The sequence below is a fragment of the Thioalkalivibrio sp. ALE28 genome (genome assembly GCF_000377425.1).
Lineage (GTDB): Bacteria > Pseudomonadota > Gammaproteobacteria > Ectothiorhodospirales > Ectothiorhodospiraceae > Thioalkalivibrio.
In genome coordinates, this window is record NZ_KB898117.1 from 1 (window position 1) to 13,772 (window position 13,772).

Genomic DNA, 13,772 nt, shown 5'->3' on the forward strand with positions numbered 1-13,772 from the left:
CACGGCTGTGCGGTTTCACCGTCAATACTGATCCACAACTCGGCCTTGCCGACATCGACCCCGATCCGATGCGTTGCCATCATCACACCTCCCGAGCTAGCTTGGAGTGGTCTGTCGGGGCCTCACCGAACGCTGGCTTGCCATCTATCGTCGGTCCCGAGCCGATCGATTCCTTATCGGCGTTTAAGGTGAGGGGTGGGACGAACTCTCCTACCGTCTGTGCCACAGGCCAGATGCCAGCTTCGTCCCTCCACCCCGACAGACCCTTTCTAGGCCTGCCACGGGTAAACATACAAGGCCAGCCCTCTGGCCGATGAGGTCGGGCCGCGCCGTATCGCTCAGGGGGCTGAGCTCCCACAGGGCAGGACGGAACCTGTGGCTGCAGGGGTCACGGAGCGAGCCGTGTATGGCGGTCAGGCGCGGGCGATCAGGCTCTGGATTACGTGGCCGGCGGCGGTCAGGCCGAAGATCGCGGGCAGGTAGGAGATCGTGCCGTTGACCGAACGCGGCCGGCCGCCGTCCCCCACCGGGCGGTGTTCGGTGCCCTTGCGCGGCTGTTCGATGGAGAACACCACGGGGTAGTCGAGATGCGCGCCCAGGCGCCGCAGGCGCTTGCGCATCTGGCGCGCGAGCGGGCACACGCGCGTCCCCGCCAGCGGCCCCACGCGCACGGCGGTGGGGTCGATGCGCCCGCCGGCCCCCATGCTCGAGATCACGCCCTGCCCGCGCGCCTGGGCCGTCGCGACCAGCGCGGCCTTGCAGACGATGGAGTCGATCGCGTCGAGCACGAAGTCGGCATCCTCCGGGACCAGGTCGCCGACGGTATCGGGCTGGAGGAAGTCGTGGCGGATCGTGAGCTCGATTTCGGGATCGATGTCGTGGATGCGGTTCGCCATGATCTCGGTCTTGGGTCGGTCCACGGTGGAGCGCAGCGCGACCAGCTGGCGATTCAGGTTGGAGGCGCCCACCACGTCGTGATCCGCCAGGGTCATGCGACCGACGCCGGCGCGGGCGATGGCCTCGGCGGCGTAGCTGCCGACCCCGCCGAGACCGGCGATGAACACATGCCGGTCCCGCAGGCCGGCCGCAACCTCGTGCCCCAGCAGCAGGTCGGTCCGTTCGGTGTAGGGATTGTGGGGGGCGGCGGGACTCATGCGTCGGGACCGGTCGGAAGCCGGAGGACCCGGCGTGCGTTTTGTGACGTGATTATAGCCATCTCTTCGGGATCCATGTCCCGCAGGGCCGCGAGCCGGCGATTGACCTCGGCCGTCATCGCCGGTTCGTTGCGCTCACCCTGATGTCCGGCCAGGGGCTGATCGGGCGCATCGGTCTCCACCACCAGGGCCTCCAGCGCCGCGTCGCGCACCACACGGTGCAGCTTCTTCGCCCGCTCGAAGGTCACCGGGCCGCCGATGCCCAGGCAGAAGCCCAGGTCGGCCGCCTGGCGGGCCTGCTGCGGGCTTCCGATGAACGCATGCAGGATGCCGGTCAGGCCTGGTTGCTGGCGCAGGCCCTTCAGCACCGCGTCCAGCGCGCGCCGGCTGTGGATGATCACCGGCAGGTCGCGTTCGCGCGCGATGGCCAGTTGCCGCGTGTAGAACCGCCACTGGCGGTCCCAGTCGAGACCCTCCTGATAGCCGTCCAGCCCGATCTCGCCGACCGCAATGGTCTCGGGGTGCGTGTCCAGCCAGGCCTCCAGCGCGTCGAGGTCCGCGTCCGCATGGTCCTGCAGGAAGATCGGGTGCAGGCCGTAGGCGACATGCAGGCCCGCGTGCTGGCGGTACAGGGCGTCGAGGTCCGGCCAGCGCGCCCGGGTGACGCCGGGCAGGACCAGCTCCTGAACCCCGGCGGCGCGGGCGCGGTCCAGCACGGCCGGGCGATCCGGATCGAACGCGTCCAGGTCCAGGTGGACATGCGTATCGATCAGGTTCATGGGGGGTGGCCTACGGACAGGGGTAGGTATAGCGGGCGTGGATGGCCTCGATGGCCTCCAGCACGGCGTCGGACAGGGTGATGTCCACCGTCGCGATGTTCTCGCGCAGCTGCTCCATGGTGGTCGCCCCGATCAGGTTGCTGGTCACGAAGGGCTGCTGGTTGACGAAGGCCAGCGCCAGCTGGGACGGGGTCAGGCCATGTTCGTGCGCCAGACGTGCGTACTCCGCGGTGGCGGCCAGGCCGGATTCGTTGCTGTAGCGCTGGAAGCGCTCGAACAGCGTCAGGCGTGCCCCCTCGGGCTTCGCCCCGTCCAGGTACTTGCCGGAGAGCATGCCGAAGGCCAGCGGCGAGTAGGCCAGCAGGCCGGCATCCTCGCGGATGGCCATCTCGGCCAGCCCCGCCTCGAAACTGCGGTTGAGCAGGTTGTAGGGGTTCTGGATGGAGACGATGCGCTCGGACAGGCCACGGTCATGGGCGCGGATCCACTCCATGAAGCCCCACGGGGTCTCATTCGAGATGCCGATGGTGCGCACGCGGCCGCTCTCGACCAGCGCCTTCAGCGCCGCCGCGGTCTCCTCGATCGGAGTCGCGCTTTCATCCGGCTTGTGGATGTAGCCGAGCTGGCCGAAGAAGTTGGTGGCGCGCGCCGGCCAGTGGACCTGGTACAGATCCAGGTAGTCGGTCTGCAGGCGCCGGAGGCTGTCGTTCAGGGCCTGCTCGATGTGTTCGCGGTTCAGCTGCGGACCGCCGCGCAGGTAGTCGATCATGCCGGGGCCGGCGACCTTGCTGGCCAGCACCACCTGATCGCGGTTGCCGCGCTTGGCCAGCCAGTTGCCGATGTAGCTCTCGGTCAGGCCCTGGGTCTCCGCGCGCGGCGGGACCGGGTACATCTCGGCGGCATCGATCAGGTTTACGCCCTGGTCGAGGGCGTAGTCCAGCTGCTCGTAGGCCTCGGCCTCGGTGTTCTGCTCGCCCCAGGTCATGGTGCCCAGGCCAATCAGGCTGACCTCGATCTCGGTGCGTCCCAGTTTGCGGTATTGCATGCGGTCCCCTTGGCGGTTCAGGTGAACAGGGTCAGGACCCCGGTATAGCCGTACAGGCGGTTGGCGAAGATCTCGCCGTTGGCGAAGAAGCCGACCAGGGGCACGTCGCCCAGGTGTTTCTGCACGATGCCCAGTTCCGTGCCTTCCTGGGCGAACTGGTGGCGCCCGCGCCCCACGCAGGAGACATAGATCGCGCCGCGAATCCCGTTGGGCGCCTGGGCGCGGATCTGCTCCAGCATGCGCTCGAGGTCCTCGATGGCCGCCTGGCCGTCGCGGCGCACGAACAGGATCTGCGAGCCCGGCTCGAGCATCTCGCCGACGGCCAGCACCTGCTGGTCCAGGTCGATCCCGATGATGTTGCGCACGCGGTAGTCGCCGGTGTCCGACCCCGGGATCGGAAAGCCCACCAGGATGTAGCCCAGCGCCCGCTCCAGGTCGCGCGACAGCACATCGCCGATGATGCCCTTGAACGCCGGCAGGGCCTGCTGGCCGTCCAGGCGCACGATGATATTGCGCCAGGTCTCGGTCAGCTCGTGCTGGCCCGGGAGAGGCGTGCAGCCCTGGCTGTGGCGCGCGGCGATCGGGACATCGTCGCGCAGCGCCAGCCCGGTGATGCCGGAGGCGGCGACGCCGTCGGCGATCTGCACCACGCCGTCGTCCCCGGAGTTGACGCCGCCGGTCGCGAACCAGGCGGTGCGCTCGCCGATCTCGGTCAGGATGCCCTCCAGCCCTTCCATGCGCGGGTCGGCGTTGAGGATCAGCCGGCCCGGGGTCTGCGGGTCGAGGAACCCGTCGAGTTCCTTCACGAGCTCGTCGAAGCCGCGCACCGGGTGATAGATCACGCGGACGCTGGCGGCCGGAAACGCGCCGATCATCAGGGTCGCGCCGGTCTGTTCGTAGAGCTCGTCGTGCGGGCCGATCACGGCCATGGCCATGCCGCCGACGAAGTGATCCACCCCCAGCCCCTCGCGCAGGTGTTTCAGCAGGGTGCGGGCGTGGCGGCTGAGCGCGTCGGACAGGTAGATGAAACCGACCCGCACCTGATCCCCGGTGCGCGGCGGCTGTTCGCCCAGCTCGGCGATCAGGGCGTCGGCCAGGGCCCGGGGTTCCTCGCCGCGGGCGGTGGCACTGCGAAAGGCATTGGTCATAAACCGAGTTGCTCCAGCATGCTGAGGGCCTCGTTGTCGTCGACCGGCAGGCCGGGGTGCGCGTTCAGGCCGCCGTCTTCGGTGAAGACCAGACGGGCGTGGTGGCGGGTGTCCAGTTCTTCCAGGAACCAGGCGATCTCCGAGGGATGCACCGCGTGTTCCCCGCGCTGCAGGTGGCGCACGAGGATGGCGTCCTCGCGCACATCGAGAAACAGGGGCTGCGGCAGCTCCAGTGGCAGGATATGGGTCTGCACCAGCCACTCCACGGGGCTCGGCCGCCGCCGTGGCAGCGGGCGGCTGTCGATGCGGAAGTGCCCGCCGCCGCCCGGCTGCTTCAGGAGCTCCTCCAGCCAGTCGCCGGTGAAGCCCTGGTGAACGATCAGCGAGCGACCGGTGTAGCGGCCGCGAAAGCGCTCCATCTGCTGGGCCGGCCGCGGCCCGAAGAGTCCGAACACGCCTACTCCGTCCTGTCCGTTAAAGCCTGAATCCTAGCGGAATGGCGGGCCCGAAACGAAAAAAGCCCCGCCGGAGCGGGGCTGGGGAACTTCCCGGGAGCCGGGGAGACGCCGGGCGGGCGCCTCCCGGCAAATCAGCCGCGACGCGACAGCATGTCGTGGATGATCGGGCCGAGGATGACCTCCATCGCGAAGCTCATCTTGCCGCCCGGGACCACCAGGGTCTTGGGGTTGGACATGAAGGAGTCCGGGATCATGTTCAGCAGGTAGGGGAAGTCGATGCCGAACTTCGTCGGGTCCTTGAAGCTGATCACCACCATGGACTCGTCCGGGGTCGGGACCGCACGGGCGATGAACGGGTTGGAGGTGTCCACCGTCGGCACACGCTGGAAGTTGATGTCGGTGTAGCCGAACTGCGGGGTGATGTAGTTCACGTAGTCCGGCATGCGCCGCAGGATCGTGTCCACGATGGCCTCGGCGGAATACCCGCGCTCGGCGTTGTCGCGGAAGATCTTCTGGATCCACTCGAGGTTCACGATCGGCACCACGCCGATGCCCAGGTCCACGTGCTGCGCGGCGTTCACGTTACCGTCGACCACCAAACCGTGCAGGCCCTCGTAGAACATCAGGTCGGTGCCCGGCTGGATCTCTTCCCAGGGGGTGAACTCGCCCGGGCCCAGATTGGTGCCGAGGCGCTCGTTGTGCTGCGCGGCTTCCTCGTCGGAATGCAGGTAGTAGCGCTTCTCGCCCTGGCCGGTCTCGCCGTAGGTCTTGAACAGGCCCTCGATGCGATCGAACAGGTTGGCCTCCGGGCCGAAGTGCGAGAAGTGGTGATTGCCCTCGTCCGCGGCCTTCTGCATGGCTTCCTTCATCGCCTTGCGGTCATAGCGATGGAAGCTGTCGCCCTCGATCACGACCGGGTTGATCTGCTCGCGACGGAAGATCGACTCGAAGGAGCGCTTGACGGTGGAGGTGCCGGCACCCGAGGAACCGGTCACCGCAATCACGGGATGCTTCTGGGACATGGGATTTCTCCTTGCAAACGGGTTGCACAAAGGTCGTTGAAAGAAAGCCTAGAAAATCAGATTGAGCATGAACATGGCGACCACGGCGAACAGGATGGTCATGATGCCGCCGGCCTTCATATAGTCCTTCACCCGGTAGCCGCCGGGGCCCATGATCAGGGCGTTCACCTGGTGGGTCGGGATCAGGAAGGAATTCGAGGTCGCGATCGCGACGGTCAGCGCGAACACGCGCGGGTCGGCGTCCATGCCCGCGGCCTGCGCGGCGATCGCGAAGTTGATCGCCAGCGGCACCAGCAGCACGGTCGCGCCGACGTTGGACATGACCAGAGTGAAGAACGTGGCCAGCGCGAAGATCGTCGCCTGCAGCACCCAGGGCGGCACGGTCCCCAGCATCTCGAGCGTGTTCTGCGCGATCCATGCCGCGGTACCGGTGTTCTCCACCGCCATCCCCAGCGGGATCAGCGAGGCGAGCAGGAACACCGTCTTCCAGCTTACCGCGCGATAGGCACTGTCGAGGCTGATCACGCCGGTCAGGATCATGCCCAGCGCGCCGGTCAGCAGGGCCACCGACAGCATCAGGTCGGTGAACACGATCAGGCCCACGGTCAACGCCAGGAAGAACAGGGCATGCGGCACCTTGGACGGGCGCAGTTCCTCGTGCGGGTAGTCCGAGGTGATCACCACGAAGTCGCGATCCTGTTCCAGGCGCGCCAGGGATTCCCAGGTGCAGTGCACCACCAGGATGTCGCCCGGTTCCAGCGGGATGTCGCGCAGGCCCTCGCCATAGGTCTCGTTGCCGCGCTGGATGCGCATCACCGACAGCCCGTAGGTCTGGCGCATGGCCAGCTCGGTCACGGTCTTGCCCGCCAGGTTCGAGCCCGGCGCGATCGCCACCTCGGCGACCCCGGAACGTCCGCTGTCCAGGGCGTTGGCGAACACGTCCAGATTCGTCGAGGGGCGCTTGCGCGTGCCCTCGCACAGCTTTTCCATCCGCGCGGGGCTGGCCAGCACCGCCAGATGCGAGTTGGCCTGGATCTCGTAGCCGGTCCATGGCGCCATGCGCAGCTCGTCGCGGACATAGGTCCCGACGATCGCGATGCCGGTCTCGCGTTCGATCTCGGCCACCGTGCGCCCGACCATCGGGTCGTTCTCCGGGACGAACAGCTCGTGGATCTCGTAGGACAGGCCGTACACGCGCTGGAAATAGTCCTGCGCGTTCTCGCGCTGCGCCGACTTGGTCTTGACCGAGGGCAGGACGAAACGCCCCAGCAGCACGAAATAGACGATCGCCGTGGCCAGCAGGGCCAGGCCGATCGGGGTCACGTCGAACAGCTGGAACGGCTCCATGTCGGAGGGCAGCAGGTCGTTCAGCAGGATCAGCGGGCTGGAGCCGACCAGGGTGATGGTGCCGCCCACGATCGCCGCGAAGCCCATCGGCATCAGGAGGCGCGACAGCGGGATGTTCAGGCGGTTGGAGATGCGGCTCATCACCGGCATGAACAGCGCGGCGGCGCCGATGTTCTGCATGAAGCTGGAGATCACGCCGACCGTGCCGGAGACCGTCGGGATGATGCTCTTCTCCGTGGTGCCGCCCACCCGCATGATGAACGCCGCGACCTTGTGCATCACGCCGGTCTTGTCCAGGCCGGCGCCGATGATCATCACCGCGATGATCGAGATCACCGCGTTGGAGGCAAAGCCGCTGAACAGTTCCTCCTGGCCGACCAGCATCCCGAGGCCCGGCACCAGCGTCAGCAGGCCCAGCAGCACCATCACCGAGATGGCCGCGAGGTCCACCCGGATGATTTCGGATACAAACAGGAAGATCGTGAACGCGAGCAGCGCGAGCACCACGATCATCTCGGTGGTCAGCGTAAGGTTTTCCATGTTCCAGTCGTGTCCTGAAGACCCGCGCCGGACGGCGCGTGGCCGGAAGCCGAGGGACGCGCGCCGGGCGCGGGCGCCGAGGCGGGTCGGAGGAAACGGGTTCCGCCTTTCCCTTGAAAGCGCGGGATTATTTCATCCCGCGGGCACGGACGCAAAAAACGCGCCGTGGATGGCTGCGCCATGGCACTCGCCGTGCTGGCGTTTGCCGGCATGTCGGTTATGCTGAGCAAAAAGTCCAGGTGGAGACCCCGCATGTCCGAATCCGATGCCCCGCTGTGCCGTTTCGAGACCATTGTCCTGGCGACGGATGGTTCCGAATTCAGCGTAGCCGCCGAGAATGTGGCGCTGGACCTGGCGCAGCGCTGCGGCGCGCGCCTGGTGGTCGCCCGCATCATTCCCACGGACACCCAGCACGACGCCCTGTCGCCGCCGCGCAGCCACGAGGCGAGCGTGGCCGGCCAGGCCGATCTGGATGCGCTGGAGAAGCGCGCCCGCGAGGCGGGCATCGACGCCTCGATGATCCTGCGCCACGGGGTCGACCGGCATCAGGAGATCGTCGCCATTGCCGAGGAGTACAAGGCCGGCCTGATCGTGATCGGCCGGCGTGACCGGGGCGATCTGTCACGCCTGATGGTGGGCGACGCCACGCGCAAGGTAATCGGTCTGGCGCCCTGCAACGTGATGGTCGTCCCGCGCGGTGCCGAGGCCCCGCACCGCGGGCTGCTGGTCGGGACCGACGGCTCCGACCTGGGCGACCAGGCGGTACGGGCCGCGATCGAGCTGGCGGGTTACTGCGACCTGCCCCTGACGATCGCCACGGTGGCGGTACCGGGCCAGAGCGACGAGCGCCGCCAGGAGGGCGTGGAGGCGGTTCAGCGCCTGCAGGGCGAGGCGCGCGAGCAGGGCCGGAAGGCGGATGCCACCACCGAGGAAGGCCGGCCGGAGCTCGCGCTGGTGGAGATCGCCCGGCGCGACCAGCGCGACCTGATCGTGCTCGGCAGCCATGGCCGCACCGGCCTCAAGCGCCTGCTGATGGGTAGTGTCTCCGAGCGCGTGATCGGCGGGGCCGAGTGCCCGGTGCTGGTGGTCAAGAACGCCTCAGGGAAACCCTGAAATCAGTGTTTCCCTGAGGCCTCAGGCGGGTTCGTTCGTCCGCCGGTAGAGCAGATCGGCGACCTGATGGCCGCGGCCGACCCCGCGGCGCTCGAACTTCGTCACCGGGCGTTCCGGTGGCCGACCCGGGGCCGGAACCGGGCCGTCTGGCGCGAACCACGGCGCGCATTCCTGCATCACCGCGATCATGTGCTCGGCGTACTCGGCCCAGTCGGTGGCCAGGTGCAGCCGCCCGCCCGGCCGGATACGCGTCGCCAGATGACGCACGAAGGCCGGCTGGATCAGGCGCCGCTTGTGGTGGCGCTTCTTGTGCCAGGGGTCGGGGAAGAACACCTGTACGCAGTCCAGGCTGCCCGGCGCCAGATAGTGCTCCAGCAGTTCCACCGCATCGGCGTCGCTGACGCGCACATTGGTCAGCCCGCGCTGTTCCACCTCGCGCAGCAGATGCCCGACCCCGGGCCGGTGCACCTCGGTGCCGATGAAGTCACGTTCCGGCTGCTGTTCCGCCTGCTCGGCCAGGCTCTCGCCGTCGCCGAAGCCGATCTCCAGCGTGACCGGTGCCGTGCGCCCGAACACCGCCGCCAGATCCAGCGGCGCGGCGGGCTCCGGGAGCTGCAGGCCGAAGCGCGGCAGCAGTTCGTCCAGCGCGCGCTGCTGGCCCGGCGTCAGCCGGCCCTCGCGGCGCACGAAACTGCGTATGCGCCGGTAGAACGGCCTGCCGTCGGAAGCGGAATCGATCGTTTCGACCATGTTCAGCTGAAGAACAGGCCGGTCTGCGGCGAGGAGGCCGAGGCGTAGCGGCGCGGCGCCATGCGCCCGGCCAGGAAGGCCTGGCGCCCGCCGATGATCGCGTGGCGCATGGCCGAGGCCATCATCACCGGGTTGTCGGCGGCGGCGATGGCGGTGTTCATCAGGACGCCGTCACAGCCCAGCTCCATCGCGATGGCGGCATCCGATGCGGTACCGACGCCGGCATCCACCAGCACGGGGACCGTGGCGTTTTCGACGATCTCGCGGATGTTGTAGCGGTTCTGGATGCCCAGTCCGGAGCCGATCGGCGCGGCCAGCGGCATGATCGCCAGGCAGCCGATCTCTTCCAGGCGCTTCGCCAGCAGCGGGTCGTCGGTGGTGTAGACCATGACGTCGAAGCCCTCGGCGACCAGGGTCTCGGCGGCCTTTACGGTCTCGAAGACGTCCGGGTACAGGGTCTTCTCGTCGCCCAGCACCTCCAGTTTCACCAGGTTGTGCCCGTCCAGCAGCTCGCGTGCCAGGCGGCAGGTGCGGACCGCGTCCTCGGCGGTAAAGCAGCCGGCCGTGTTCGGCAGCAGCGTGTAGCGCTCCGGCGAGATCACGTCCAGCAGGTTGGGTTCGTCCGGATTCTGGCCGATGTTGGTGCGGCGGATGGCGACGGTCACGATCTCCGCGCCGCTGGCCTCGATGGCATCGCGGGTCTGGTCCAGGTCGCGATACTTGCCGGTGCCCACCAGCAGGCGGGAGGTGAACTCGCGCGAGCCCACGCGGAAGAGATCGTCGGCAGACGCGGCGGCCGGTTCGGTCATGGTAATTCCTTCGTTGAAAGTAGTTACGGACGGGGGCTCGGACTCATCCGCCCCCAATCGCCTGCACGATCTCCACGCGATCGCCGGGATACAGCGGGTGCGCGGCGTGTTCGCTGCGCGGCACCAGCTCCTCGTTGACCTCCACTGCCAGGCGCCGGCCACCGAGGCCGCGTGCCTCGATCAGCGTGGCCAGCGTGGCCTCGCGATCGTCGGGGAGCTCGAAGGGTTCGCCGTTCAGCTGGATCTGCATGGTTCTTCGTCCGGCGTTCAGGGCCGTTGAGCCGGAGGCCGACAAGGCCTACAATCGCCGGCTCAAGCGGGTGTAGTTCAATGGTAGAACGGGAGCTTCCCAAGCTCTTAATGTGGGTTCGATTCCCATCACCCGCTCCATCTTTTCTTATTCTATCAGGCTTCCCGGCCCTATCGATCGCCTTGACCTGTCTCCGGGGCGGGATATGGACTTGCTCCAGAGCCCTGTTATATCTTCGGAATCATGAACACCGACTCCCACAATCCGGATCTGCTGTCGGTCGACGCGGCGCGCGAGCTCCTGCGCGAACATGCGATTTCCCCGACCGAGCAGCGCGTCGAGATTGCCCGCGTGATGTTCGCCCGCCATCAGCACCTCAGCGCCGAGCAGATCCTCGCGCAGTTGGTGCGGCATTCCTCGCGGGTCTCCAAGGCCACGGTCTACAACACCCTGAATCTGTTCGCCGAGAAGGGCCTGGTACGCGAGGTCCTGATCGACCCCGCGAAGCTGTTCTACGACTCCAACCTGAATCCGCACCACCACCTGTTCCATACCGATACCGGGGAACTGGAAGACGTGGACCCGGCGCGGATCGACATCTCCGACCTGCCCCCGCTGCCGGAAGGCAAGGAACTGCAGGGTGTGGATGTCGTCATCCGTGTGGGCAGCCGGCGCTCCTGAATCCGGTCGTCCGGCCCCGCCGGATTGTGGTCGATCCCGGCCCCCGCTATCATGTCGCGCTTCGCCGGTGTAGCTCAGTTGGTAGAGCAATCGATTCGTAATCGATAGGTCGGAGGTTCGACTCCTCTCGCCGGCACCAATCTTGCTGTCATCGTCGGATCAAGGGGACGATGACAGACCAGAGCCAGGGACCGGTCCGCCCTATTCGGACCATCGGAAGGGCGGTGCTACCCACACCGCCCTTCTCTTTTGCGTCCCCCGCTCGAATGTCGAGGCGTACTGCCAGGTGGCACGTACTGACTGGCTACAGGCGGCATGTAGAAGCCGCCCGGTCCTTTACTATCCCATATCGGAATCCCCAGTCAAGCAAGGGTTTGCGTGTCTGCGGTGATCCTGCACGCTGACTAGGATCGGCCCGGTTGGGGGAGGTGGTCAACCAACTGGCGCAGCTGCCCCATATCGGGTTCGACGTATTGCATCGTAGTCGATAGGTTGGTGTGTCCCAGCAGGTGCTGCAGCGCGCGAAGCGGAGGGTTCTCCTGACGCCCCACCTCGGTCCCCAGCGTATGCCGAAGACGGTGCGGCGAAATGGGCTGACCCAAGACCTCGCTCAGCTTCCGGAAAAAGCCGCTGACCTGCTCAACGCGAATGCCCTTCCCCTGGTAGCGCGCTTCGCCCCGATGCAGGCCCAGGTCGAACACTTGCGAGTGCTCAAGGCCCCGAGGCCCGCGGAGCGCGATGGTCCGGTCATACAGTTCCCGCAATGGCTCAAGCAAGGGCGCTGGAACCGGAATATCCCATTCGCGGTGGGTCTTCGATCCCGCCACCGATAGCCGCAGTACGTTCTGGTTCCAGCACACGTCGCCCCACGTCAGTGCTACCAGTTGCCGCCTTCGCATGCCGGTGTAGTAGAAGGTGAGGAGTACTGCGAGCCAGAACCAGCGGGGCTCAAGGCATCGATTCTCGGAGTCATCGAGCGCCGCGATCGCCTGATCCAGCAGGTCCCGGGAAACGGTCTTGATCCGGCGATCTTCAGGAGCCGCATCCACCCGTTCCAGGGGATCATGGCCGATCCATTCCGCTTCCATGGCGAAGCGCCACATCGCGCGGAAATGGCGACGGTAGTAGTTCCAGGTCGTCGCGCGGGCGCGCTGCAGGACCTGGCTGCGCCATTCCAGCAGCGTGTCGCGCTGAATCTCGTCCAGCGTCCTGACGCCCATGTCGTTTTGAAACTGTCGAACAACCTGTTGGTATCGGATGGCGGTATCGGGCCGCAAAATCCGCTCGCGCAGATAGATCTGCACCAGGTCGTCGAGGGTGCGGTGGGTTTCCATCGCGGGCATGCCCTCCCCTGTAACGGGTTCAAGTCACGCCCCTGGCATCACTGAAGTTAGCACACGGTCTCCCTGCCAGGCGCGCGACCTTACGGATTCAGCAGTGAAACCGCCTACTCCGTTTGCGATGGAGCCGAAATTTCCTGGGAGGATTGACGTCGTTCCCGCAATGCCTCGCGCACGATATCCACGCTCTCGGGGGCCTCGATGCCGAGGCGCGCCTTGCGATGATCGACGTACTCCATACGGACAGGACCGTCCGGGTGATGAAGGGTCATCCGGCTGCCTGCGGTGTCCCACTCGACATTGAGACCGGGCGCGCACGCCGACAGTCGAAGGGGTGCTTCCTGGGTCTGCACCGCAACCACGAGGGCGCTATCCCCCACGTACAGCGCTTCCCCGTCCTTCAGGGTCAAAACCAACATTCCTTATCCTCCTCCTTGCTTCCTTGCCTGGTTGCCAGATCCCTCTGTAGTGCTTCCGAATATTCGGTCGTTATTATTCCCCTATAAGCCGTGTAGAATATCCCGGTATTCCTCCCGTGTCACATGCCCGTAACTATCCGGGCAAGACGGCTGGCTTACGCTTCGGTGGCGGGTGTCAGGTGGTCGTTGGGTGACGGGGTCCAGTCCGGACCGAAGACCACGGAGACGTCGCGGATCAGGAGACCGTTGATCCGGCTCGTCTGGCGTTCGCCCCTCACCACATAGCGGTGGATGTTGGTGCCCTCGGGGGACTTCTCGTGTAGCTGCAACCGCTGAAAACGCTTCTGGGCCGCGTTCCACGCGTGGCCCGTCGCACTCGCAAAGTCGCGGAAGATCCCGGGGCTAACGAGTAGCACGCCCTCGGGGACGACGTGGATCCGGGCCTCTCGCGTGTTCACCAGGAGCGACCCGTCCGCGACACCTCGTCGGATCCATTCGAGACAGGCGTCGCCCGGATCTTCAGGCAAGGGAGTGTCCGCACCCGTATCGCAGGACGGCATCGGCTGCGGTGGTGGCTTGGCCGTCGGTTCGTCAGTGGTTTTATCCAGGGCATCGTCGAGACCCGGCGGGAGTGGCAGATCGTCCACGCCGGCGGATACGGGCGGGCCGGGGGGCGAGTGGTCTTGCGCCACCCCGTCAGACTGACCTGTCTGGATCGCGACGCTCCTCGCCGTGGGCGGATCTGCTGCGGGGGTGGCCACTTCTTCCGGTGCAGGGCGGCTTGCCGCTCCGTCGCCAGACTCCGTTGTCTCCTTGGTCGATGCCTCGCCCAGCGGAGTCACGGAACCCTCGAACTCCGTCGGCATCGTCTCGGGGTCGGACCAGAGACGGGCCACCGGCAGGCGGATCAGTGTCAG

Annotated in this window: 15 protein-coding genes and 2 tRNA genes; 4 read left to right on the forward strand and 13 right to left on the reverse strand. The window is 66.7% G+C overall.

The genetic code is table 11. The annotated features are described in order from the left end of the window. Positions 1–413 precede the first annotated feature (413 nt). From D105_RS0113860 to D105_RS0113890, 7 genes are all read right to left on the reverse strand, one after another. Positions 414–1,154 (reverse strand): ThiF family adenylyltransferase, encoded by a 741-nt coding sequence (locus D105_RS0113860; protein ID WP_018867669.1) that lies wholly within the window; start codon positions 1,152–1,154, stop codon positions 414–416. Further along, positions 1,151–1,933 carry a TatD family hydrolase gene (locus D105_RS0113865; RefSeq protein WP_018878796.1) on the reverse strand — a complete coding sequence of 261 codons (783 nt, stop codon included), beginning with the start codon at positions 1,931–1,933 and terminating at the stop codon, positions 1,151–1,153. The genes D105_RS0113860 and D105_RS0113865 overlap by 4 nt, the downstream gene beginning before the upstream one ends. A 10-nt stretch (positions 1,934–1,943) precedes the next feature. Beyond that, complete coding sequence (locus tag D105_RS0113870; protein WP_018878797.1) at positions 1,944–2,978, reverse strand: NADP(H)-dependent aldo-keto reductase; 1,035 nt, start codon at positions 2,976–2,978, stop codon at positions 1,944–1,946. A 17-nt stretch (positions 2,979–2,995) separates the two neighbouring features. After that, entirely contained in the window at positions 2,996–4,126 is a 1,131-nt protein-coding gene (locus tag D105_RS0113875; RefSeq protein ID WP_018878798.1) for an FIST C-terminal domain-containing protein, read from the reverse strand. Next, positions 4,123–4,581: a hypothetical protein gene (locus D105_RS0113880; RefSeq protein ID WP_018878799.1), complete on the reverse strand. Its 459-nt coding sequence runs from the start codon at positions 4,579–4,581 to the stop codon at positions 4,123–4,125. The genes D105_RS0113875 and D105_RS0113880 overlap by 4 nt, the downstream gene beginning before the upstream one ends. A gap of 134 nt (positions 4,582–4,715) precedes the next feature. Further along, on the reverse strand, positions 4,716–5,606 hold the full coding sequence (locus tag D105_RS0113885; protein ID WP_018867674.1) for a phosphoribulokinase: 891 nt from the start codon (positions 5,604–5,606) through the stop codon (positions 4,716–4,718). A gap of 48 nt (positions 5,607–5,654) precedes the next feature. Next, complete coding sequence (locus D105_RS0113890; protein WP_018878800.1) at positions 5,655–7,493, reverse strand: SLC13 family permease; 1,839 nt, start codon at positions 7,491–7,493, stop codon at positions 5,655–5,657. Between the two features lie 252 nt (positions 7,494–7,745). Between D105_RS0113890 and D105_RS0113895 the strand changes: the two genes are divergently transcribed. After that, positions 7,746–8,606, forward strand: a complete 861-nt coding sequence (locus D105_RS0113895; protein ID WP_018867676.1) for a universal stress protein — start codon at positions 7,746–7,748, stop codon at positions 8,604–8,606. Positions 8,607–8,627: 21 nt separating this feature from the next. Here D105_RS0113895 and trmB read toward each other — a convergent pair whose 3' ends face one another. The 3 genes from trmB to thiS are packed head-to-tail and all read right to left on the reverse strand — an operon-like array spanning position 8,628 to position 10,415. Further along, entirely contained in the window at positions 8,628–9,356 is a 729-nt protein-coding gene (gene trmB, locus D105_RS0113900; protein WP_018878801.1) for a tRNA (guanosine(46)-N7)-methyltransferase TrmB, read from the reverse strand. Positions 9,357–9,358: 2 nt separating this feature from the next. Further along, positions 9,359–10,165, reverse strand: coding sequence for a thiazole synthase (locus D105_RS0113905; RefSeq protein ID WP_018867678.1), 807 nt, complete (start codon positions 10,163–10,165; stop codon positions 9,359–9,361). Positions 10,166–10,208: 43 nt separating this feature from the next. Then, complete coding sequence (gene thiS / locus D105_RS0113910; RefSeq protein ID WP_018867679.1) at positions 10,209–10,415, reverse strand: sulfur carrier protein ThiS; 207 nt, start codon at positions 10,413–10,415, stop codon at positions 10,209–10,211. Positions 10,416–10,481: 66 nt separating this feature from the next. Here thiS and D105_RS0113915 point away from each other — a divergent pair. The 3 genes from D105_RS0113915 to D105_RS0113925 all read left to right on the forward strand — a co-directional run bounded on the left by D105_RS0113915 (position 10,482) and on the right by D105_RS0113925 (position 11,235). Continuing rightward, positions 10,482–10,555 (forward strand) — tRNA-Gly (locus tag D105_RS0113915). Positions 10,556–10,658: 103 nt separating this feature from the next. Next, positions 10,659–11,096 (forward strand): Fur family transcriptional regulator, encoded by a 438-nt coding sequence (locus D105_RS0113920; protein ID WP_018878802.1) that lies wholly within the window; start codon positions 10,659–10,661, stop codon positions 11,094–11,096. Positions 11,097–11,159: 63 nt separating this feature from the next. Next, a tRNA-Thr gene (locus D105_RS0113925) sits at positions 11,160–11,235 on the forward strand. Positions 11,236–11,500: 265 nt separating this feature from the next. Here the strand turns inward: D105_RS0113925 and D105_RS0113930 are convergent. The 3 genes from D105_RS0113930 to D105_RS0113940 form a co-directional block, all read right to left on the reverse strand. Then, entirely contained in the window at positions 11,501–12,439 is a 939-nt protein-coding gene (locus D105_RS0113930) for a site-specific integrase (protein ID WP_018878803.1), read from the reverse strand. Positions 12,440–12,543: 104 nt separating this feature from the next. Further along, positions 12,544–12,855 (reverse strand): carbon storage regulator, encoded by a 312-nt coding sequence (locus D105_RS0113935; protein WP_018878804.1) that lies wholly within the window; start codon positions 12,853–12,855, stop codon positions 12,544–12,546. Positions 12,856–13,010: 155 nt separating this feature from the next. Continuing rightward, the coding region (locus D105_RS0113940) for a conjugal transfer nickase/helicase domain-containing protein (RefSeq protein WP_018878805.1) at positions 13,011–13,772 on the reverse strand (762 nt) is incomplete at its 5' end.